Annotated in this window: 16 protein-coding genes; all 16 read left to right on the top strand. The window is 57.6% G+C overall.

All coding sequences use genetic code 11. The annotated features are described in order from the left end of the window. The first annotated feature begins 462 nt into the window (after window positions 1–462). Window positions 463–1458: a malate dehydrogenase gene (locus tag KCQ76_RS02595; protein ID WP_046202574.1), complete on the top strand. Its 996-nt coding sequence runs from the start codon at window positions 463–465 to the stop codon at window positions 1456–1458. A 149-nt stretch (window positions 1459–1607) separates the two neighbouring features. Further along, window positions 1608–4379, top strand: a complete 2772-nt coding sequence (locus KCQ76_RS02590) for a valine--tRNA ligase (protein ID WP_046205120.1) — start codon at window positions 1608–1610, stop codon at window positions 4377–4379. Window positions 4380–4553: 174 nt separating this feature from the next. Beyond that, on the top strand, window positions 4554–6071 hold the full coding sequence (gene folC / locus KCQ76_RS02585; RefSeq protein WP_373369104.1) for a bifunctional tetrahydrofolate synthase/dihydrofolate synthase: 1518 nt from the start codon (window positions 4554–4556) through the stop codon (window positions 6069–6071). A gap of 101 nt (window positions 6072–6172) precedes the next feature. Next, on the top strand, window positions 6173–6577 hold the full coding sequence (locus KCQ76_RS02580; RefSeq protein WP_046202765.1) for a DUF4233 domain-containing protein: 405 nt from the start codon (window positions 6173–6175) through the stop codon (window positions 6575–6577). A gap of 260 nt (window positions 6578–6837) precedes the next feature. Beyond that, window positions 6838–7770: an amino acid ABC transporter permease gene (locus tag KCQ76_RS02575; protein ID WP_012731992.1), complete on the top strand. Its 933-nt coding sequence runs from the start codon at window positions 6838–6840 to the stop codon at window positions 7768–7770. Beyond that, window positions 7767–8612: an amino acid ABC transporter ATP-binding protein gene (locus KCQ76_RS02570; RefSeq protein WP_082089771.1), complete on the top strand. Its 846-nt coding sequence runs from the start codon at window positions 7767–7769 to the stop codon at window positions 8610–8612. The genes KCQ76_RS02575 and KCQ76_RS02570 overlap by 4 nt, the downstream gene beginning before the upstream one ends. Window positions 8613–8745: 133 nt before the next feature. Next, the gene (ndk, locus tag KCQ76_RS02565) at window positions 8746–9156 is read left to right on the top strand and encodes a nucleoside-diphosphate kinase (protein ID WP_046202573.1); all 411 of its coding nucleotides are present in this window, start codon (window positions 8746–8748) and stop codon (window positions 9154–9156) included. Window positions 9157–9697: 541 nt separating this feature from the next. Further along, a complete protein-coding gene (locus KCQ76_RS02560; RefSeq protein ID WP_146003202.1) occupies window positions 9698–13420 on the top strand; it encodes a translation initiation factor IF-2 N-terminal domain-containing protein in 3723 nt (1240 codons plus the stop codon). 253 nt (window positions 13421–13673) lie between these two features. Continuing rightward, window positions 13674–13976, top strand: coding sequence for a 50S ribosomal protein L21 (rplU, locus tag KCQ76_RS02555; RefSeq protein WP_046202572.1), 303 nt, complete (start codon window positions 13674–13676; stop codon window positions 13974–13976). A 74-nt stretch (window positions 13977–14050) separates the two neighbouring features. Then, entirely contained in the window at window positions 14051–14326 is a 276-nt protein-coding gene (gene rpmA / locus KCQ76_RS02550) for a 50S ribosomal protein L27 (RefSeq protein ID WP_012731987.1), read from the top strand. A gap of 212 nt (window positions 14327–14538) precedes the next feature. Then, window positions 14539–15933 (top strand): amino acid permease, encoded by a 1395-nt coding sequence (locus KCQ76_RS02545; protein WP_373369105.1) that lies wholly within the window; start codon window positions 14539–14541, stop codon window positions 15931–15933. Window positions 15934–15989: 56 nt separating this feature from the next. Beyond that, window positions 15990–17531: a GTPase ObgE gene (obgE, locus tag KCQ76_RS02540; RefSeq protein ID WP_046205121.1), complete on the top strand. Its 1542-nt coding sequence runs from the start codon at window positions 15990–15992 to the stop codon at window positions 17529–17531. Between the two features lie 234 nt (window positions 17532–17765). After that, window positions 17766–19172, top strand: a complete 1407-nt coding sequence (gene proB, locus KCQ76_RS02535) for a glutamate 5-kinase (protein ID WP_180962444.1) — start codon at window positions 17766–17768, stop codon at window positions 19170–19172. A gap of 100 nt (window positions 19173–19272) precedes the next feature. Continuing rightward, window positions 19273–20604 (top strand): glutamate-5-semialdehyde dehydrogenase, encoded by a 1332-nt coding sequence (locus tag KCQ76_RS02530; RefSeq protein ID WP_046202570.1) that lies wholly within the window; start codon window positions 19273–19275, stop codon window positions 20602–20604. Between the two features lie 13 nt (window positions 20605–20617). Beyond that, complete coding sequence (gene nadD, locus KCQ76_RS02525; RefSeq protein WP_060941855.1) at window positions 20618–21253, top strand: nicotinate-nucleotide adenylyltransferase; 636 nt, start codon at window positions 20618–20620, stop codon at window positions 21251–21253. Window positions 21254–21350: 97 nt separating this feature from the next. Beyond that, window positions 21351–21818 carry a ribosome silencing factor gene (gene rsfS / locus KCQ76_RS02520; protein WP_046202569.1) on the top strand — a complete coding sequence of 156 codons (468 nt, stop codon included), beginning with the start codon at window positions 21351–21353 and terminating at the stop codon, window positions 21816–21818. The last annotated feature ends 8 nt before the right edge of the window (window positions 21819–21826 follow it).

Raw genomic sequence — 21826 nt, 5'->3', positions numbered from 1 at the left:
CGTAGACTTTAGTTTTTACTTTCTGCATTATCTCCTGGTTTATCGCAGTTTGCAGAGGATTTTTGACCATTTTCGGGGGTAGTAAAGCGCATAGTGTTCCGATCAATGCCCGCCTTTATACGATCGGCGCGAGGAACTACCCCCTCGCCGAAAGCATCGCTGCCACGCGGAGAGCATCGCTATCACGTGGAGAGCACAATCAATGTCGCTATGTGGAAGGATCGGTGTGGAGCCGACGCCACGCCACATTCGTAGTCACGCAGACCGAAGGAGTTGGTAATGTGTTCTGGGATTCCAAAAAAACTGTAAATGCAGGGTGGCCCGGTTAAGGAGTATCGTTGGGGGAGCGCAGACCTACCGTTCCGTAGCTCTTTTCCGGGCAACTGACCTCTCGAGTAGTAGGTGGATGGCCCGACTGTGAACGGGTGGTACGCGGTACACCGATATGTAGGGAAGGTTTTAATGACTGCTGAAGGAAAGAATCCCGTCAACGTTGCTGTTTCCGGAGCATCCGGGCAGATTTCGTACTCTTTGCTCTTCCGCATTGCTTCAGGTGACGTCTTTGGTAAGGACACCCCGGTTCACCTCCGGCTGCTCGATATTCCGCAGGCTGTTTCCGCTGCTCAGGGTGTCGCGATGGAGCTCTTCGACGCTGCATTCCCGCTGGTCACTGGTATTACGGTCACCGATAAGGCAGAGGAAGCATTTGAGGATGCCCAGGCGGTTTTCTTGGTTGGTTCCAAGCCCCGCGGTAAAGGGGAGGAACGCTCCGATCTCCTTGCAGCAAACGGCAAGATTTTTGGGCCCCAAGGTAAAGCAATCAACGATCACGCTGCCAAAGATGTGCGCGTACTCGTCGTGGGCAACCCTGCCAACACCAACTGCCTGATCGCGAAGGCCAGCGCCCCCGACATCCCTGCCAACCACTTCACCGCCATGACCCGTCTGGATCACAACCGGTCGCTGGCTCAGCTGTCCGAAAAGCTGGGTGCCCCGGTGAAAGACTTCGCGAAGATGACGGTGTGGGGCAACCACTCTGCTACGCAGTTCCCCGACGTAACCTACGCCACGGTCAATGGCGAGTCTGTTGCCGACAAGGTCGATGAAAAGTGGCTTGCCGACGAGTTCCGTCCGCGTGTTGCCAAGCGTGGGGCTGAAATCATCGAGGTCCGCGGTAAGTCCTCGGCAGCCTCCGCAGCCTCAGCGGCCATCGATCACATGCGTGATTGGTTCGCCGGAACCCCGGAGGGCGACTGGGTATCCGTGTCGCTTCCGTCGGATGGTTCCTACGGTATCGACGAAGGCCTGGTCGCTTCCGTCCCGTGCCGCTCGGTGAACGGTGAGTGGGAAGTTGTTAAGGACCTGGAGATTTCCGACGCACAGCGCAAGCTCATCAACGCCAACGTGGAGGAACTCCGTAACGAGAAGAAGGTCGTGGAGGATAGCGGCTTGATCTAGCCTTGGCAGCCCTCGACGGCTCATAATCGGTTGTTAGGCCGTTGATGAACGGTTATAAAGGCCCGGCTCTCCCTGGTGGAAGAGCCGGGCCTTATGCTGTCGTTGCCCCGAAACGGCATATGTCCTCGGCCCGTTTTAGAATGAACCTCATGAATTCAGCCCGTCACACGCCGCAAGGCTCCTCGTCATCATCGAAATCCTCTACGACGAACCGCGCAGACCTCTTACCTAAGCAGTGGAATCCCGCGGATGTTGAGAAGAAACTTTATGAGAGCTGGCTAAACAAGGGCTACTTCACGGCGGATGCGTCGTCATCGAAGCCGTCGTATTCCATTGTTTTGCCGCCGCCGAATGTGACCGGGCAGTTGCACATGGGCCACGCACTGGACCACACGATTATGGATGCCCTCGCTCGCCAGAAGCGGATGCAAGGCTATGAGGTCCTGTGGCTCCCGGGGATGGACCACGCGGGTATCGCTACCCAAACTAAGGTCGAGGCGCTTCTCAAGGAGACAGAGGGGAAGGATCGCTTCGATTACGGCCGCGAGGAATTCGTCGACAAGGTGTGGTCGTGGAAGAAAGACTATGCCGAGAGAATCGGCAACCAAATGCGCGCGTTGGGGGATTCTCTGGATTGGTCGCGTGAGCGGTTTACTCTCGACGAGGGGCTCTCGCGTGCGGTTCAGACCATGTTCAAGAAGCTTTATGATCAGGGGTTAATTTACCGTGCGAACCGAATGGTGAATTGGTCGCCGAAGTTAGAGACCGCGATCTCGGATATCGAGGTCGTGTACTCCGACGACGAGGGTGAGCTCGTTTCCATCCGCTACGGTTCGCTCAACGACGACGAGCCGCACGTCATTGTCGCGACGACGCGTGTTGAGACGATGCTGGGCGACGTCGCCGTGGCCGTCCATCCGGACGATGATCGATACAAAGACCTTGTCGGCAAAGAGCTGCCGCACCCCTTTATCGAAGGCCGCATGATGAAGGTCATTGCCGACGATTATGTCGATCCGGAATTCGGTACGGGTGCTGTGAAGATCACGCCGGCTCATGACCCCAACGACTTCGCGATGGGGCAGCGCCACAACCTCGATATGCCTGTTGTGTTGGATAAGACGGCGCATATTGCGGATACCGGAACCCAGTTCGATGGCATGGATCGGTATGAGGCGCGGAAGGCGATCACGGAAGCGCTGCGCGAACAGGGCCGAATTGTGAAGGAGATCCGCCCCTATGTCCACTCGGTGGGGCACTCCGAGCGCACCAAAGAGGCCATTGAGCCCCGCTTGTCTGAGCAATGGTGGGTGAAGGTCGATGGCCTCGCCAAGATGGCGTCCGAAGCTGTGAGCAGCGGTGATACCGTCATTCACCCGGAAAGCCAGACACCCCGCTGGTTCGATTGGGTCGACAACATGCACGACTGGTGTATTTCTCGGCAGTTGTGGTGGGGGCATCGGATTCCGATTTGGTACGGCCCTGACGGTGAGGTCGTTTGTTGTGGGCCTGATGATGAACCACCATCAGGTGAAGGCTGGCATCAGGATCCCGATGTGTTGGATACCTGGTTTTCTTCTGGTTTGTGGCCGTTCTCGACGATGGGCTGGCCGGACCACACCGAGGACCTGGACAAATTCTATCCGACGTCCGTGCTGGTCACAGGATATGACATCCTGTTTTTCTGGGTAGCCCGAATGATGATGTTCGCCACCTACGCCGATACCCTTGAGGACTCAACCCTTCATGAGGGCCAGGGCGCGACAGCGGAGAACGGCCTTCCCCAGGTACCTTTCACGGACATTTTCTTGCACGGTCTTGTCCGCGATGAACAGGGCCGGAAGATGTCGAAGTCACTGGGCAATGGCATCGACCCCATGGACTGGGTGCGGGATTATGGTGCCGACGCCTTGCGCTTCACGCTGGCCCGTGGGGCAAATCCGGGAACAGACCTGCCACTCGGCAACGACGCCGCGCAGTCCTCACGTAACTTCGCGACGAAGCTCTTTAACGCAACCCGGTTTGCGCTGATGAATGGCGCGCAGGTTGGTCCGTTGCCAGATCGCTCATCCCTCACGGATGCTGACCGGTGGATTCTGGACCGGTTGGAGGCGACCCGCCAGTATGTTGATAAGTCCCTGGAAAAGTACGAATTCGCGAAAGCGAGCGAGGCGCTCTACCACTTCACGTGGGACGAGTTCTGTGACTGGTACCTGGAAATTGCGAAGACACAGATTCCGCGCGACCCCGATGATAATGATGCAACCGGGCAGGCCACACAATGCGTTATCGGCCGAGTGCTGGACACCATTCTCCGCCTACTGCACCCGACGATGCCCTATGTGACAGAAACCCTGTGGACCGCGCTCACCGATGGAGTAGACGGACAGAAAGAATCTCTGGTTGTTTCTGCCTGGCCCGATGCGTCGATGACAACAAACGGTGCCGACGTAGACCCTGTTGCTCAACGTCGTGTGGAAGACCTCATCAAATTGGTGACGGAAATCCGCCGTTTCCGTTCTGACCAGGGCGTAAAACCATCACAGCGGGTACCAGCGCGCGTTGATTGTTCCGCGGCAGATCTCCAGGCGCAAGAACCTGCCATCCGTAATTTGGCCCGTATCGACGAACCCTCGGAGGGATTCTCTGCAACGGCTTCCATCGAACTGCGCTTATCGCAAACCACGATTACTGTCGAACTGGATACGTCCGACACCGTCGATAAGGACGCTGAGCGCAAGCGGATGGAGAAAGACCTCAAAGCGGCGAACAAAGAACTGGAGACCACCGGTAAGAAGCTAGCCAACGAGAACTTCCTCACGAAAGCGCCGGACGCCGTGGTGAACAAGATCCGTGAACGTCGAGCGATTGCCGAGGAAGAGGTTGCCCGGATTTCAGCTCGGTTGGCGGACCTCGGATAAGTAAGCCCCAGAGAATGTGTACACACTGCGTACGAACGGTATACAACGACGCGGGATACAAGGAAGAAGGTATGAATGGTGGCAGGTCGTGACGAGGATGACCTCGGCAATGACGGGGGAATCCCCCATTCCCATCACGACAAGATCGAGGGCAATTCAGTCGATCCGGCGTCGCTGAGCCCGGAGGACATCAACGCCGCGATCTCCGACGATCTCGAAGTCGATGATGCTGGACTGACGTTGCCCTTGAGCGACGAGACAAAGCCGGAAGTCGTGCACCGCACCATCACACCGGACGATCTCGAGGCGTTGGCGGACGTCGAAGACCAGCTCAATTCGCGCTGGCCAGAGACGAAAATTGATCCCACCCTGGACCGCATGCATCAGGTGCTCGATCTTTTGGGTGATCCTCAGCACGCATACCCATCTATCCATGTTGCGGGAACTAATGGGAAAACGTCCGTTACGCGGATGATTGAATCCCTTCTTCGCGCGTTTCACCGTCGCACCGGCCGTACCACCAGCCCTCACCTGCAGTCGGTGACGGAACGAATTGCCATCGATGGGGAACCCATCCATCCCGCAGACTTTGTGCAGACCTGGAAATCCATTAAGCCTTTTGTCGAGATGGTCGACCGCCGATCTGAGGACGACGGGGGACCGCGCATGAGCACCTTTGAAGTGCTCACGACGATGGCATTTGCCGCATTTGCCGACGCCCCCGTTGACGTTGCTGTCGTCGAAGTCGGCATGGGTGGCCGTTGGGATGCAACCAACGTCGTGCACGGGGACGTGACCGTGATAACTCCGGTGGGAATGGACCACTCCGAATACCTCGGCGACACGATTGAAGAAATCGCCGGTGAAAAGGCGGGAATTATTAAGTCGCGGTGGGACAAGGATGATCTTCTGACCCCGCCGGATAATGTCGCCATTATCGCCGAGCAGGACCCCGCAGCGATGAATGTGATCCTGGAACAAGCGGTTTCCGTCGATGCCTCGGTGGCCCGCGCCGGGAGTGAATATGGCGTCGTTGAGCGATCCGTGGCGGTTGGCGGCCAGACCTTAACTATCCGTGGTCTCGGTGGAACATACGAAAACATCTTCCTCCCGCTGTCTGGCGCCTACCAGGCCCGGAATGCTGCGACAGCACTTGCCGCCGTCGAGGCTTTCTTTGGTGCGGGCGGCGGACGTCAATTGGACATCAACACTGTTCGCGAGGGCTTCGGTAACGTCAGTTCACCAGCCCGTTTAGAGCGCATCCGAACCTCGCCATCGGTATTTGTTGACGCCACCCATAACCCCCAAGGCGCCCGGGCTTTAGCAGAAACCCTTCACGACGACTTTTCTTTCCGACGCCCCATCGGCATCGTCAGCATCTTCCAAGACAAAGATGTCGTCGGAGTGTTGGAAACCCTGCGCGACACGTTTGATGAAATCGTTGTCACCGAGGTCGACTCGCCACGAGCTATGCCCGTCGATGAGTTAGCAGAGCTCGCGCGCACCCTTTTCGGTGACGAACGTGTGCATGTTTCAGCCTCCATGGCCGACGCCATTGAAGATGCTGTTGCGCTGGCTGAAGAGGAAGGCGAGGAAGAAGGTTACGGCTTGGCTGGAACAGGGGTCGTTATAACGGGCAGTGTTTATTCAGCAGGCCGTGCGCGTGCGCTGCTAGGAAAGGAACCGGAGTAGTGGTGGATCGACGAGAAACAGGTTCGGGTCGCGACGGTGCTCAGCGGCCCGGCAACCAGCGGCCTGGTAGTCAGCGCCCCGGCGCGAAGGGCGACGACGCGATCGAGTATGGCCCCCTAGGGCCCGGCCATGATCCGGTGAAGGACCCGCTGAAAGGGTTGCGGGGAGTGATGGCCGGGACCTTGATCATGGAGTTCATCACGTTCTTACTGGTTCTCCCCGTAGTAGCGCGAGTTGATGAAGGCGCGTATAACACTCCTTTCAACATCGTGTCGGTGATCGTATTTTGCGTTGCCTTATTGGTGATGTCGTTCCTACAGGGGAAGACTTGGGCCCTGGGTGTCGACTTGTTCTTGCAGGTTGTCGCCATCGTTGGGTTCATTGTTCATCCCGCAATGGGTGTGATGGGGATCGTTTTCGCGCTCGTCTGGGCGTATATCGTGTACCTGCGCAAAAACTTGATTGAGCGGATGAAGCGCGGGTTACTAACTACCCAGCACACATAAGTCCGCGGAACGTGCATGGGATCGGGGTATTCGGGGGATTTTTCGTCGGGGATTAGGCAGTAATCGGGGGAGTCGGGTGGGCCATCGTACGGAACACTGTCGTGGCCGCTGTCGGAAAGCTAATCGAACCTCCGCACCAGAGCCCGACCTCGTCTTCGGGATGTTGATGTAATAATATGTTCAAACATCAATAATATTGCGACCTGTGGGCTGACCCCTCGATAGGTACCCGCACTGATCACGTAACGAGAGACACCAACATGGCTTCACATCACACCGATCCTATTCCCGGTCGAATCCGGGAACGTGGGGTCTTCCATCCGGGTACATGGATTGCAGCTGTCATCGTTGCAGTCTTAGTCGCGATGTTCATTCACGGCCTGATCACAAACACTAATTATCAGTGGGACGTGGTCAATGACTACATCCGCGACGTGAACGTCGTGAAAGGTGTTGGCTGGACCCTGTTGCTGACCGTTCTGGCCATGGCGATCGGTATTGTGCTGGCTGTGACCGCGGCCATTATGCGGCAGAGTGAGAATCCTGTTCTTCGTTCCGTTGCTTGGGCGTATATTTTCGTTTTCCGTGGAATCCCTGTCTACACCCAGTTAGTTTTCTGGGGGCTGTTGGCTGTTCTGTATCCGAAGTTGTCCATGGGGGTTCCCTTCGGCCCGGAGTTCTTCAAATTCGATACGTCCGACATCATCACGGCGTTTTGGGCTGCAACACTGGGGCTTGGTTTTAACGAAGGCGCCTACCTTGCCGAAATCGTCCGATCCGGTTTAGAGAGCGTGGACGAAGGCCAGCATGAGGCCGCCCGAGCCTTGGGAATGAAGCACAGCACCGTCCTTCGTCGAATTATTATCCCGCAGGCGATGCGTGTCATTATCCCGCCGCTAGGGAATGAAACCATCGGCATGCTGAAGACGACCTCCCTGGTTCTGGCCGTTCCGTTTACTCTGGATCTGCAGTATGCAACAAATGCCATTGCTAACCGCCTCTATGCACCGATCCCGCTGCTGATTGTCGCGGCGCTGTGGTACCTCGTCGTGACCAGTGTGCTCATGGTTGGGCAGTACTTCCTCGAGCGATACTTCGGCCGCGGTTTTGATAAGAACCGTAGCTCCAAACGAATCCAAAAAGTGGCGTCTGACCCGTCGAAACTGAGCAAAATCCCGGAGGTTGAACAGTGAGTAAGCCCGTAAACCCGGATCAGAATACATCGACGGGTACGACGTCGGCGCCGACGGCTACGGCCGGTTCAGGTGAGCCGCTAGTTGTCATCGACGGTTTGTGGAAAGCCTTCGGTGAGCTCGTCATCCTCAAAGACGTGTCATTGTCGGTGAATCGTGGCGACGTCACCGTGCTCATCGGCCCATCAGGATCGGGAAAATCGACTCTTCTGCGATGCGTTAACCAACTTGAGCGAATCCAGGCAGGTTCCATTCGGATCGATGGAGAGCTGCAGGGGTATGAGCAAGAACCTCTTTCCGACGGGCGACTCCAGCGTTTGAAAGCGAAAGACATCTCCCGGCAGCGTTCCCGCATTGGGATGGTGTTCCAGCGTTTCAACCTTTTCCCTCACATGACTGCTTTGGAAAATGTCATGGAAGCGCCGCGCCGGGTTAAAGGTGTACCCAAAGAGAAGGCCAAGAAACGGGCACTTGAACTCCTAGAACGGGTTGGATTAGGGGAACGCGCGACGCACTATCCCGGTGAATTGTCGGGTGGCCAGCAGCAGCGTGTTGCCATCGCGCGTGCGTTGGCTATGGATCCAGAGATTATGTTGTTCGACGAACCGACGTCGGCACTGGACCCTGAGCTGGTCTCTGAAGTTCTCACTGTTCTGCAAGAGCTTGCCGAAAGTGGAATGACCATGATCGTGGTGACTCACGAAATGGGATTCGCCCGCGAAATGGCCGATAACGTCGTGTTTATGGATGAAGGACAGATTGTAGAGCAAGGCGCTCCGCAGGACGTGATCAACAACCCGAAGTCAGATCGACTCCAAGCTTTCCTCCAGTCGGTGTTGTGACGCGAGAGGCTGGATACTGTTCGACCGTCCCAATGCTTGCTGTTCGGCCATTCCGTGGGCAGGGAGCCCTCTCTAGGAAAGACGCTTTGCTAAGCCTTTCAAGCGTAGGCGACTCATGACTTACAATGATGGTATGTCTGAACGTACCCTCATTCTGATTAAGCCCGACGCAGTCAAACGAGGCCTCGTAGGGGAGATTCTCGCCCGTATCGAGCGCAAGGGGCTCACATTCTCCGCCCTGGATCTGCGCGTGGCAGACCGGGAGACCGCGGAAAAGCACTACGAAGAGCACAAAGGCAAGCCGTTCTTCAAAGACCTCATTGAATTCATCACATCGGGGCCGCTCGTTGCTGGAGTTGTTGAAGGCCCACACGCTATTGAGGCTTGGCGGCAGCTCGCTGGGGGTACCGACCCTGTGAAGAAAGCGACACCGGGGAGCATCCGCGGAGATTTCGCTCTCGACGTTGATGCCAACGTCGTTCATGGTTCGGACTCGCCGGAATCGGCAGAACGCGAAATCGGTATCTGGTTCCCGAACCTTTAAATTCGTATCGACCCGCATGATGACTACATGGCACATGACAACATGTTGAAGGTGCGGGAACGATAACGACACTCCGTTCACCAAGGCATCTGGCCTGGTTGTACGGGGAATTGTAGTGGGCGAGGGCTGCTGATCCTCCGTCCTCCGGTCCACCTATGACAAAATAATATTCGGAATGCAGACGGGCGAAGCTGCGCTGCAGCGCATGACCGCACATTGTGTGTCCCCATGTGTGTCGTTTAACAGCGAGGGGCCGTCCGGGATTGCTTTATTACCCCGGTGTCTATAACCGCGAGCTTTTAGAAGATAGCTGCAAGCTGCGCCCCCGTTTCTGTTCCGCCAGCAAGCTTTACCATGACAAAAGAACCGCACTGCTCACTCGGTCCAACAGGATTTGTACACGTACTGTGCTAGTCAGTGTTCGATGGTGCCGAGCACACATCGCTCGGAATGAGAAAGCCATCGTGCGCATGACGGACCGGATCATCGGCCCGTGCCATTATCTGGGGCGCGACCACTGCGGTGCTGCTAAAGGAGAATTGTGGCTGACACAAGCGGTACACCCCGCCGACGTTCGGCAAAACGAACGACAAACACATCATCACAATCAAAGTCGAGGAACACTCGGGCATCACGAGCGGCCCACACAGAGATGGTGACCGAATTAAGTGCGCTATCTGCCGGAACAAAAGCAGTCATCTCTTCACTCGACGAGCGTGACCTAGCCGCGAAAACACGTGTCCACCAGTTAGCGAAACTCATCGGGCACACGAGCAAAGAAGTCATTGCCCTTCTTGGGGCCGTCGGAATCAACGTTCGCAGTGCGCAATCGACCGTCACTCGTGAACAAGTGGCCGAATTCCGCCACCGCGTCCAAGCTGCAGACAAAGGTAGCTCTGACCCCGCGCGTGATGACGAGTCTGAGAACGCTGATACCGATAAGGGACAGGCGGATAAGGCTGAGGCGAAGACGCCTGAGGAAGATAAGTCCGAAGCAGAGGACGCTGACGCTGGGGAAGCCAACGTCGATGAGTCCGCGGTAGAAGAGACTGAGGCGGAAAAGACCGACGTCGATACGCCAGATACTGACGAACCAGACGCCGAAGAGCTAGAAACTGAGAGCTCCGACACCGCTGAGGACCGGGAAGCGAATCACGTTTCCATTCCGACTCCGATTTTTATGGCGCCCACACCGGTCGCCACGGAGTCGACGGAATCCCGCGACAACTCAGGTGACTCTCCCACGTCCGATGAGGAATCGACGGGAGACGCAGAGGACACATCGGACGTCGACAATGAGGAGAATGACGACTCACCGTCGTCATATCGACGCCGCAGGGGTCGCCGTGGCCGTGGCAAGAAGAACGTCGACGGGTCGTCGAAATCTCGTCACTCCAAAGACCACAACGAAGACGACACCTCGGAAGATGAGCGTGGTTCGTCGTCGAAGCGGTCGAAGAAGAGCAGCGATAAGGGTAAATCGGGGGACAAGAAAGATCACAAACACGACTCAAACAAGCACGACTCCAATAAACGTAAGGACAAGAACAAGAAGGGGCGTTCCTCGGGCAACAACTCCTCGGGCAACGGTGATGGCTCCGGCGAGGGGAAACAGGAGTCGCAAAAGTCCGATGAGCCCGCCAAGATCAAGGGCTCTACACGTGCTGCGGCCGCGCGGAAGCGTCGCGAAGAAAACAAGCGCGACAAGCACCAGACCATCAGCACGGCTGAGTTCCAGGCGCGCCGGGACGCCGTTCACCGCCGGATGATCGTCCGCGATTCAGTGCGATCCGACGGCTCCGGAAAAGTCACCCAAGTCGCCATCATGGAAGACGACCAGCTGGTCGAACACTTCGTGACATCGGAACGCACGCGGACCCTCGTCGGCAATATCTACTTAGGACGAGTACAAAACGTCCTGGCCAGCATGGAAGCTGCCTTCGTCGATATCGGAACTGACCGCAACGGTGTGATCTACTCCGGAGACATTGATTGGCGGCATACTCGGCACACCGGCCGCCAGCGGAAGATCGAAAAAGCACTCAAGCCGGGCGATCCGATTCTGGTTCAGGTTACGAAGGATTCAGTCGGGCACAAGGGGCCGCGGCTCACCAGCCACATTTCGCTGGCAGGCCGGTACCTGGTGTACGTGCCTGAAGGGCGTGCGCACGGGGTATCGCGCAAGCTGCCTGAGCCCGAGCGGAAGCGTTTGAAGAAAGCGGTTTCCGGCATTTTGCCTGATGAGGGTGGTGCAATTATCCGCACGGCCGCCGAGGGCGTCGATACCGAGGACATCGCTCGTGATGTTCGTCGGCAGCAGAATGTGTGGGACACGATCCTGGAGAAGGCTGACGAACTTCGTACTTTACCGGGCTCGCAGACGTCCTCCGGGAAAGGTTCCGGGAAGAAAAATTCGAAGGGCGGCAAGAAGGGATCGAAGCCGCACTTTGACAGCCCGCAAACACTGCATGAAGAGCCGAACCTGCTGGTCAAGGTGGTTCGTGATCTCTTCAATGAGGACTTCGATGAGCTTATTGTCGACGGAGACCGCTCGTGGTCGATGGTGTCGTCGTACATCCACCGCATTGCGCCGGACCTGGAAGAGAAACTGTCGAAGTATGAGCGTCAGGACCATGATGGGCAGGACGCTTTCGGCCACTGGGGCATTGATAAGCAACTGAAACAAGCGCTGGACCGCGTGGTGTTCCTGCCGTCCGGAGGCACGCTTGTCATTGAGAAAACCGAGGCTATGACGGTCATTGACGTCAACACTGGCCGTTTCACCGGCTCGAGCGGCAGCCTCGAAGAGACCGTGACCCGCAACAACCTTGAAGCCGCCGACGAGATCGTCCGTCAAATGCGGCTGCGTGACATCGGCGGCATGATCGTCGTCGACTTCATTGACATGGTGCTGGAAGAAAACCAGGAATTGGTGCTTCGCCGGCTCAGTGAAGCCCTGGCCAAGGACCGAACCCGCCACCAGCTGGGTGAAGTGACGTCCTTGGGGCTTGTCCAGATCACCCGTAAGCGGCTGGGCAAGGGCTTGGTTGAGACCTTCTCGACGCCATGTAGCGAGTGCCACGGCCGAGGGTTCATTGTCCACGACGATCCCATCCTGTTGAGCAGCACGGATGATGATGAGTCCGATGACGACAGCGCGGCGCTTCAGGACAATGTCGACAACGATCTTCCCGAGTACTCGTTTGACGACGACATCGACGATCACGTGGACGATGCGTCAAGTGATTCCACGTCGGGCGTTTCTAAGAATGACCGCTCTAAGGGTGATCGTTCTGGAGGTGGCCGTTCTAAGAAGGACCATGCTGGAAAAGGTGACTCTGGGACGCAGAGTCATTTTGGAAAACAGGGCGGCTCTGACGAGACGACAACGCGCCGGCGCTCCATCGAGGAAATCGCTGCGGCTGCAGTAATTCTTGCCGACGATGAAGATCCCGATGAGCCCAGTGGCGCTGATTATCTCTCAGCTGCGCAAGACTCTCGGAGTGGTGGCGATGATGACGACTCCTCTGGAGACAAGGATGGACGGCCGCGCCGTCGGCGGCGTCGTAAAGCAACACGCTCATCGCGTTCTCAGCGTGAGGAGCAGGTAAAGGCAGACCACACCGAGTCCGATAGCGCGAAAGCGAACCAGCCGGAGGACGCGACGAAGCGTGACGAGGAAAACGCTCGCCATGCTGACGGCGACGCGGACAAGGGGAGCGGAGAGACGACCACACGCGGTAAGAAGCAGCGTGGTCGTCGTCACGCGACCCGCCGGAGCGCATCGCAGGCTAAGAAGGCATCGTCGCCGCAATCGAAGTCTCGCAATAAGGATGCGTCCCAGGCGAAGGACGAGCACCAAAGTAAGGATGCGTCCCGAACCAAATCCCGCTCGAAGGATTCTGGAGAGTCATCGTCCCGGTCCCGAGACAAGAAATCCTCCTCAGCAGACACTTCGTCTCAGCATAAGGAGACGTATGAGGAGGCACAACGGCAGTTCGACCGGTCGCCACGGCGTCGGCGAGCTACTCGCGGAAACTCCCGGTCCGATGTACCGCCGGAAAAGGACAACTATCCAGACGGTAAAACCGATAAAACGGGTCGTGGCTCGTCGAACGCTCCAGACCAGAAGCAATCGGATAAGTCATCGGCCGACAACCGGTCAGAGCGCTCCGACAAGCGGGACAACGACTCTCACAGTGGGTCATCCGCGCGCAAGAGTGGTCGACGTCGTGCGCGGCGGAGAGCTTCCACAAAGAAGTGATCGGTAGCTCAAGATGCCCGGGAGTAAACGTCGATTCGTTTCACACTGGTAACAATGATATAGACGGTTTTGTTATCCATCGGTGACCGGGTAGTCTTGAGCAGTCGCTGTTCGCAGGCCGACTGTCTAGGCCCGTGTGTGCTCATGATTGCGCCCGGGCAACCGTTCATGTCATATGCCGCGAACACGTTAATAGTCCAGTCAGGGTGATTAGCCCTGAGCCGAGCGAAAAATAAAAAGGGGTAGCCCTCTTATGTACGCGATCGTCAAGACCGGCGGAAAGCAGTACAAGGTTGCTGAAGGTGACCTCGTCAAGGTCGAGAAGATCGAGGGTGAGCCGGGTTTGTCCGTGGCTCTCTCCCCGGTTTTGCTCGTCGACGGTGCCTCAATCACCTCAGGTGATGATCTGTCCTCAGTGGCAGTGAACGCCGAGATCGTCGAGCACACCAAGGGCCCGAAGATCCGCAACATGCATTACAGGAACAAGACCGGATACAAGCGTCGCCACGGGCATCGCCAGCCGTTGACCGTTGTGAAGATCACCGGCATCAAGTAAGTCTCGCGGCCGCTGCGGGTTCATGACCCACAGCTGCCACGTGCCCGAGTTTTTCCAAGGAGGGAAATCAACCAATGGCACACAAGAAAGGTGCGGCCAGCTCAAACAACGGTCGCGATTCAGAGTCAAAGCGCCTCGGCGTGAAACGCTTCGGTGGCCAGCAGGTCAAGGCGGGCGAGATTCTTGTTCGCCAGCGTGGTACCTCATTCCACCCCGGCGAAAATGTCGGCCGTGGTGGCGACGACACGCTCTTCGCCCTGAAGGCAGGTGCAGTTCAGTTCGCTCGTAAGCGTAACCGTCGCACCGTCAATATCGTCGAGAACGTCGAAGCTGAGCCCGCCAAGGCCTAGTTCGCCGTCTCCGCAGCTCCTCCGGCGTCTTTCCGCCCGGGGGAGCTCTTTTTATATCTGGAATAATCACTCGGCAGGCATGCCAACCATTCCTACCCCACCCCAACCCCAATGATGTTGAGGGAGAACTCGTGAGCCACCACAGCCGGAATAGCACCACAACCCCTCACAGCGAATCTCTGAACCGGGGGTTGGAATCACGGCACATGAACATGATCGCCATCGGGGGCGCCATTGGCACCGGGCTCTTCGTCGCCTCGGGTGCCACGATTGCCGATGCCGGTCCAGGTGGTGCTCTCGTCGCCTACGGTGCCATCGGTCTCATGGTGTTCTTACTGATGCAGTCGCTGGGGGAAATGGCGACGTATTCACCGGTGTCAGGAGCCTTCGCTCACTATGCCCGCGCCTATGTGTCGCCGTCATTTGGTTTTGCCACCGGCTGGAATTATTGGTTTAACTGGGCGATCACTGTAGCAGCAGAACTCGTGGCGGCAGCCCTGGTCATGAAATTCTGGTTCCCCTCGACTCCGGGGTGGGTGTGGTCGGCGATATTCCTCGCGCTCCTCTTTTCGCTGAATATCGTCTCAGTAAAAGGATACGGCGAGGGCGAATTCTGGTTCGCGCTTATCAAAGTTGTTGCGGTGATTGTCTTTCTAGGTTTAGGCGTGCTCATGATCGCCGGTATTTTGGGCGGAAAGTCCCCAGGGTTCTCCAACTGGACCCATGGTGAGGCACCATTTAAAGCAGGATTCCTAGGTATCCTCAACGTCTTCATGATTGCCGGATTTTCATTCCAAGGCACGGAATTAGTCGGAGTCGCAGCCGGCGAATCGCGAAATCCGGATAAAGACATTCCCCGCGCTATCCGCAGCGTCTTCATCCGGATCATGCTTTTCTACATCGGTGCGATTACGGTCATTGGATTCCTTATTCCCTATACCGACCCCAATCTCCTTCGGTCCGACGTCGACAATATCTCCGTTTCACCCTTCACCTTGGTGTTCCAAAACGCGGGTGTTCTTGCCGCAGCGACCATCATGAATGCGGTTATTTTGACCTCGATTTTGTCGGCAGGGAATTCCGGCCTTTATGCGTCGACACGAATGCTGTACGCGATGGCGAAAGATGGTGTTGCACCCCGCATCTTCGCGAAAACATCGAAACGTGGTGTGCCCCGGCCGGCACTGTTCGCCACGACGGCGGTTGGTTTGCTGTGCTTCTTGACGTCGTTGATTGGAGAAGGGGCAGCCTATGAGTGGCTGGTCAATGCGTCGGGCCTAGCCGGCTTCTTAGCGTGGATGTCCATCGCGTGGAGCCATTATCGTTTCCGGCGCGCCTACATCGCCCAAGGGAATGACCCCGCTGACCTGCCCTACCGTGCTCGTTGGTTTCCCGCAGGGCCGATTGTTGCACTGGTGATGTGTGCTGTAGTGATTATCGGTCAGAACTATCAAGCGCTCTTTGATTGGTCTAGTTTCTCTACCATTCTGTCTTCATATATCGGCCTACCGCTTTTTATTGCGCTGTGGGTGGGGCACAAGCTAACCACCCGATCCCATATGGTTTCCCTCGACAATGTCGACATTAGTCGGCACCATCAGATGTAAGATCGGCAGCGCTTGATCCGGTTCACCCGAGCCGTTTCACGGAAGGATTGGAATTCATGCCTCAGTTTGTTGACCGCGTTGTGCTGCATGTCCGGGCCGGCGATGGCGGCCATGGGTGCGCGTCCATTCGCCGCGAGAAATTCGTCCCTTTGGGCGGCCCCGACGGAGGCAATGGCGGCCACGGCGGTGATGTCATTGTGGAGGCCAGCAACCAGGTTCACACGCTCGTCGATTTCCACTTCCACCCGCATATCAAGGCAACCCGGGGCGGTAATGGGGCTGGTGACAACCGCAACGGTGCCCGGGGCGAAGACCTAGTCCTCCCTGTGCCCGATGGCACCGTGGTCACGGAACCCGATGGCACCGTGATTGCGGACTTGACGGGCGTGGGCACCCGTTTCACCATCGCAGAAGGCGGTTACGGAGGGTTAGGGAATGCGGCCCTCGTGTCCAAGGCACGCCGGGCACCTGGTTTTGCTCTCCTCGGCGAGCCTGGTGAAGAAAAAGACGTCGTTCTTGAACTGAAGTCCATTGCCGACGTCGGACTGGTGGGCTACCCCTCGGCCGGGAAGTCGTCACTGATCAGCGTGCTTTCGGCGGCGAAGCCGAAGATTGCGGATTATCCCTTCACGACGCTCACGCCGAACCTTGGTGTCGTCATGGTGGATAATGACGCTTTCACGATCGCGGATGTCCCCGGTTTGATCCCCGGCGCTTCTGAAGGTCGCGGCCTGGGGTTGGATTTCCTGCGCCATATTGAACGGTGTGCGGTGATCGCCCACGTGGTTGACCCGGCGGCCCTGGAAGCCGACCGTAACCCGGTCGACGACATCCGTGCGCTGGAAGAAGAATTAGCCGCGTACCAAACAGCATTGGATCACGATACCGGGTTGGGGGATCTGCGTGAGCGTCCGCGCGTCATTGTTCTGACGAAGATGGATGTGCCTGATGCGCGCGACATGGCTGAGCTGGAAAAGGAGTCCCTTGAACAATTCGGGTGGCCCATTTTCACGATTTCGTCGGTCGCCCACGAGGGCCTGGACGAGCTTCGCTTCGGTTTATGGGAGATCGTGAAGAAGTATCGGTCTGAGCACCCGGTCGACGAAGAGCCCGTGGCGGTTCTTCGGCCCGAGCCTGTTGACAAGCGTCGAGGGAAACTGGGCCGCAAGAGCGCAGCGAAGAACGCCGGTGAGGATTTTGTCGTCCACACGGATAATGGCACGGACAATGAGCTCGGCGGCTTTATCGTCGAAGGTAAGAAACTCGACCGTTGGATACGTCAAACCGACTTTGAAAACGATGAAGCGGTGGGGTACTTGGCCGATCGCCTGGCCCGGATCGGTGTGGAGGATGCTCTTTTTGATGCCGGCGCGCAGCCCGGTTGCGATGTGACAATTGGAGACATCACGTTCGAGTGGGAGCCGACGACCTCGGCGGGTATCGATCGCACACCGGATAGTCGTGGTTCGGATGCGCGCTTGTCGCAAACCCATCGGGCGACCGCGGAAGAGCGCAAGCGGGCGTCGCAGGTTCGTCGTGGACTTATTGATGAATACGACCTTGGGCAGGAAGCGTCACGCGAGCGGTGGGAAGGCTAAACACCGAAGAGTAGGGGAAGGGAATTGTCCGATCCGCGCGCGCTGTGACGCGCTCCACATCTCCCATCATAATGCAAGGAAAAAGACACTGCAGACCGTCGATAATAGGCGGATGGGATATGACAGTTCCTCCTTTTCTTGCTAATACTGGATAGCGTGCTTGATGAGCGGCAGAGGACGTATGCCCTCATCTCTTCATCACTTTTCTGTTCTCAATCTGATGTATCAGGATCGATGCCTTCTTTTACCCAGACCCTGACCCCTGAACAAACAACTAATTACACGACAGATCGCGCGAACGTCGACAACGACGTCGCACCCGACCATCCACAACCGTCTGACCAGGAAGTGTCGGGTCAACAACCCGACGCCGAACTCCCTTCGGACTTCCAGCCAGACGCACCTGCCCCTGAGGGAGTACCCATGCGTGACGATGTGCACGTACATATGCCGGGCCCGGTTGTTCCGGCCAAAGAATTCCAATTCCCGGACCCCGACCAGGGCATAGATGATCGTGCCGCTGGCCACGAATCCACCGTTCGTGAGCGCATTGCCGACGCTAAGAAGATCGTCGTCAAGATTGGGTCGTCCTCGTTGACGGATGACAACGGGGCCGTGTACCCGGAGGCCATGGACCGCATTTGCGATGCGCTGGAGGCCCGCATGGCCCGTGGTAGCGACGTGATTGTTGTGTCATCGGGCGCGGTGGCCTGCGGCATGAAACCACTGAACTTGCCGACGAAACCCACCGACCTAGCGACGAAACAGGCAGCTGCCGCCGTCGGCCAGGTGCTATTGGCACAAGAATGGGGACGAACTTTCGCCCGCTACGGCAGGCCGATTGCTCAGGTTCTGTTAACGCAGTCCGATGCGGGCCGTCGTGACCGTGCTCGCAACGCACAGCGCACGATTGATCGCCTTCGCCGTATGCATGTCGTTCCCATTGTTAACGAGAACGACGCGGTGGCGACCTCGGAAATGCGCTTCGGAGACAATGACCGTCTGGCCGCACTGGTGGCACACCTGGTCTCAGCGGACGCGTTAGTGCTGCTGTCCGATGTGGATGGCTTGTATGACCGCAATCCGTCCTCGCCGGGTGCACGCTTTGTGCCCGAGGTCAAGAGCGGCAACGATCTGAAGGAAGTCGCTGCGGGCGATGGCGGCAAATTGGGTACAGGCGGCATGGCCTCGAAACTCTCGGCTGCTCGGTTGGCATCGCGCGCTGGAGTTCCGGTGCTGTTAACGTCGACGGCTAACATCGGCCCGGCATTGAATGATGCGGACGTCGGAACTGCGTTCTGGCCACGCGAAGAACGCCTGTCTGCGTGGAAGTTCTGGGCGCTGTATGCCGCCGACGCCAGCGGCACGTTGCGTCTTGACGCCGGCGCAATGAAGGCTGTGACGGAGAAGCATTCGTCGCTTCTTGCTGTTGGTATTCGTCGTGCCGACGGGGACTTCACCGCGGGTGACATCGTCGACATTGTTGGCCCGAAGGGGCAGGTCATTGGCCGCGGCGAAGTTAATTACGACTCCTCAACATTGGCGGACATGATTGGTCGGTCCTCGGAGGAGCTTCCCGAATACCTCCACCGCCCCGTGGTGCACCGGGATTATTTGTCCAATTTCGCTTCCCGCGCCTAGGTGGGGCAGTAGGTTAAAAAGCATCGTGAGGACATCACGGCCGCGATTGATAACTGTCGATTACCGCGCCGTGATTGACAATCACAATGAGAAAGGCTTCATGACAACACCTAGCCAGAATCCCCAGAACGATCCGAAGACGAACGAACAGAACACGAAGCTCGACGACGAGCGTGCACAGGAGCGTGCCGAGGTCCTCGATAAGGCCCAGCGTGCTCATGACGTTGCCCAAACACTTCGTTTAACAACGGTTCAAAAGAATGAGCTGCTCCATCACGCAGCTGACGCATTACTGAAGTCAGCGTCGGCAATTATTGAGGCGAATGACAAAGATGTTGCCGCCGGCCGCGAGCGGGGGATGTCCGAGGCTCTCATCGACCGCCTGGTTCTCGACGAGGATCGCATCGAGGGAATCGCCGACGGCCTGCGCCAGGTGGCTGCGCTGCCCGACCCCGTGGGTGACATTGTTCGCGGCTCGACCTTGCCGAATGGCCTGGAGCTCAAGCAGGTGCGCGTCCCGCTCGGTGTGATGGGCATGGTTTATGAAGCCCGCCCGAACGTGACGGTTGATGCCTTTGGCCTGGCGCTGAAGTCGGGGAATGTCGCGCTGCTTCGTGGCTCGAAGTCCGCTGTTCATTCCAATAGCGCCCTGGTCGATGTGCTCCGGCAGGCGTGCGCGGATCAGGACGTGCCCGAGGACGCCGTGCAGCTTTTGCCATGCACCACGCACGACAGCGTCCAGGATCTGATCACGGCCCGCGGCCTGGTGGACATCGTGATCCCCCGCGGCGGTGCGGGCCTGATCAACGCCGTCGTCACCGGTGCAACGGTGCCAACAATCGAAACGGGCACCGGAAATTGCCACTTCTACGTGCATAAAGACGCCGATCTTGCCGACGCCATCGCGATGGTGATCAATGGCAAGACCCGACGCTGCTCGGTGTGCAACGCGACCGAAACGGTTCTTCTCGACGGTCGCCTGCCTGATGAGGACAAAGTCGCTGTACTCAAGGCCCTCCAGGATGCGGGTGTGACCATTCACGGACGTCAGGAATTGCGTGACCTGGGCGTCGACAATGTGGTGGAAGCCGAGGAAAAGGACTGGACCTCGGAGTACTTGTCCATGGACATTGCTGCAGCGATTGTTCCCGACGAACAGGGCGCCGTGGAGTGGATCCGCACCTATTCGACGGGCCACTCGGAGGCCATTGCCACGCAGGACTGGTCGGCGGCGAAGGAATTTGAAGCTGCTGTGGACGCCGCGGCCGTGTACGTCAACGCATCGACGGCGTACACCGATGGTGAGCAGTTCGGTTTTGGTGCAGAAATCGGCATTTCGACGCAGAAGCTGCACGCGCGTGGCCCCATGGGGCTGCCGGAATTGACGTCCACAAAGTGGGTCATTTACGGAGAGGGACACACTCGCCCGTAGAGTTTCTTCTGTGATGCAGACATCGACGAACTATCCGCGCCTTGGAATTATGGGCGGCACCTTTGATCCCATTCATCATGGGCACCTGGTGGCCGCCTCTGAGGTCGCGGATCTTTTTTCTTTGGATCGCGTACTTTTCGTTCCGACGGGCCAGCCGTGGCAGAAGAAGAACCGCTCCGTGACGCCGGCTGAAGATCGCTACCTCATGACCACGATCGCGACGGCGTCGAACCCACGGTTCAGTGTGTCGAGGGTGGATATCGACCGCGGTGGCCCCACTTATACCGTCGATACGCTCCATGATTTGCACGAGCGATACCCGAACGCCGAATTGTTCTTCATCACCGGTGCCGATGCTGTGGCGAGGATGGCGACGTGGCGCGATTGCACCGAGATGATGTCATTGGCGACGTTCGTCGCCGTCACGAGGCCCGGGTATTCGTTGGAGAAAACCGAGCTAGGCCCGTTGGGGGACAGCGTCACGATGGTGGAGGTGCCGGCTATGGCGATTTCGTCGACGAATATTCGCGCGCGTGCCCGGGCGAATCGGCCGATTTGGTACCTCGTGCCCGATGGTGTGGTGCAATACATTGCGAAGGAAAGGCTGTACCTGCCCTCGGGACAAGGCGGGGCGTCGGGTATGTGGTAGGCCTTAGGTGGTAAACGGGGTCCCGTGCCACAATGAGACTTTGCTTCTCCGCCGACAAGACTGAACAACAATAACGAAAACAATAACGAAGGATTTTATGGCTGCATCAGAAGAATCAGTGAGCATGGCGCAGATTGCCGCACGTGCCGCATCGGACAAAATAGCGTCGGACATCGTTGTTTTGGACGTGTCGGGCCAGTTGGTGATCACCGACTGCTTCGTCGTGTGTAGTGGCGATAACGAACGTCATGTCATGTCTATTGCCGACGAAATCGAAGACAAACTTGCTGAAGCGGGCTACAAACCGGTCCGACGCGAGGGCAGCCGTGAAGCGCGCTGGGTGCTGCTGGATTACAACGACATTGTGGTGCATGTCCAGCGCGAGCCGGAGCGCGATTTTTATGGGCTCGATAGCCTGTGGAAAGACTGCCCGGTGATCGAGGTCGAGGGCATTGAACCCTCCCAGCGCGGTGGGCTCTCTGATACCAGCGACGCTGCGCACCGGGCTGATGTGATTGATGACATTCCGCTGGCCGGCCGTGAACCCGACGCGGACGAAATCTAGGTAGTACC

This window comes from Corynebacterium parakroppenstedtii (assembly GCF_019754935.1).
GTDB classification, from domain to species: Bacteria; Actinomycetota; Actinomycetes; order Mycobacteriales; family Mycobacteriaceae; genus Corynebacterium; species Corynebacterium parakroppenstedtii.
Note: the sequence above shows the minus strand (reverse complement) of the source record. Positions and strands in the feature narration are given on the sequence as shown.

Excerpts from the sequence above, each read along its gene's own strand:
- KCQ76_RS02595 (WP_046202574.1), top strand. The coding sequence starts at position 463 with ATGACTGCTGAAGGAAAGAATCCCGTCAACGTTGCTGTTTCCGGAGCA.
- KCQ76_RS02590 (WP_046205120.1), top strand. The coding sequence starts at position 1,608 with ATGAATTCAGCCCGTCACACGCCGCAAGGCTCCTCGTCATCATCGAAA.
- KCQ76_RS02575 (WP_012731992.1), top strand. The coding sequence starts at position 6,838 with ATGGCTTCACATCACACCGATCCTATTCCCGGTCGAATCCGGGAACGT.
- ndk (WP_046202573.1), top strand. The coding sequence starts at position 8,746 with ATGTCTGAACGTACCCTCATTCTGATTAAGCCCGACGCAGTCAAACGA.
- rplU (WP_046202572.1), top strand. The coding sequence starts at position 13,674 with ATGTACGCGATCGTCAAGACCGGCGGAAAGCAGTACAAGGTTGCTGAA.
- rpmA (WP_012731987.1), top strand. The coding sequence starts at position 14,051 with ATGGCACACAAGAAAGGTGCGGCCAGCTCAAACAACGGTCGCGATTCA.
- KCQ76_RS02545 (WP_373369105.1), top strand. The coding sequence starts at position 14,539 with ATGATCGCCATCGGGGGCGCCATTGGCACCGGGCTCTTCGTCGCCTCG.
- obgE (WP_046205121.1), top strand. The coding sequence starts at position 15,990 with ATGCCTCAGTTTGTTGACCGCGTTGTGCTGCATGTCCGGGCCGGCGAT.
- proB (WP_180962444.1), top strand. The coding sequence starts at position 17,766 with ATGCCTTCTTTTACCCAGACCCTGACCCCTGAACAAACAACTAATTAC.
- KCQ76_RS02530 (WP_046202570.1), top strand. The coding sequence starts at position 19,273 with ATGACAACACCTAGCCAGAATCCCCAGAACGATCCGAAGACGAACGAA.
- nadD (WP_060941855.1), top strand. The coding sequence starts at position 20,618 with ATGCAGACATCGACGAACTATCCGCGCCTTGGAATTATGGGCGGCACC.
- rsfS (WP_046202569.1), top strand. The coding sequence starts at position 21,351 with ATGGCTGCATCAGAAGAATCAGTGAGCATGGCGCAGATTGCCGCACGT.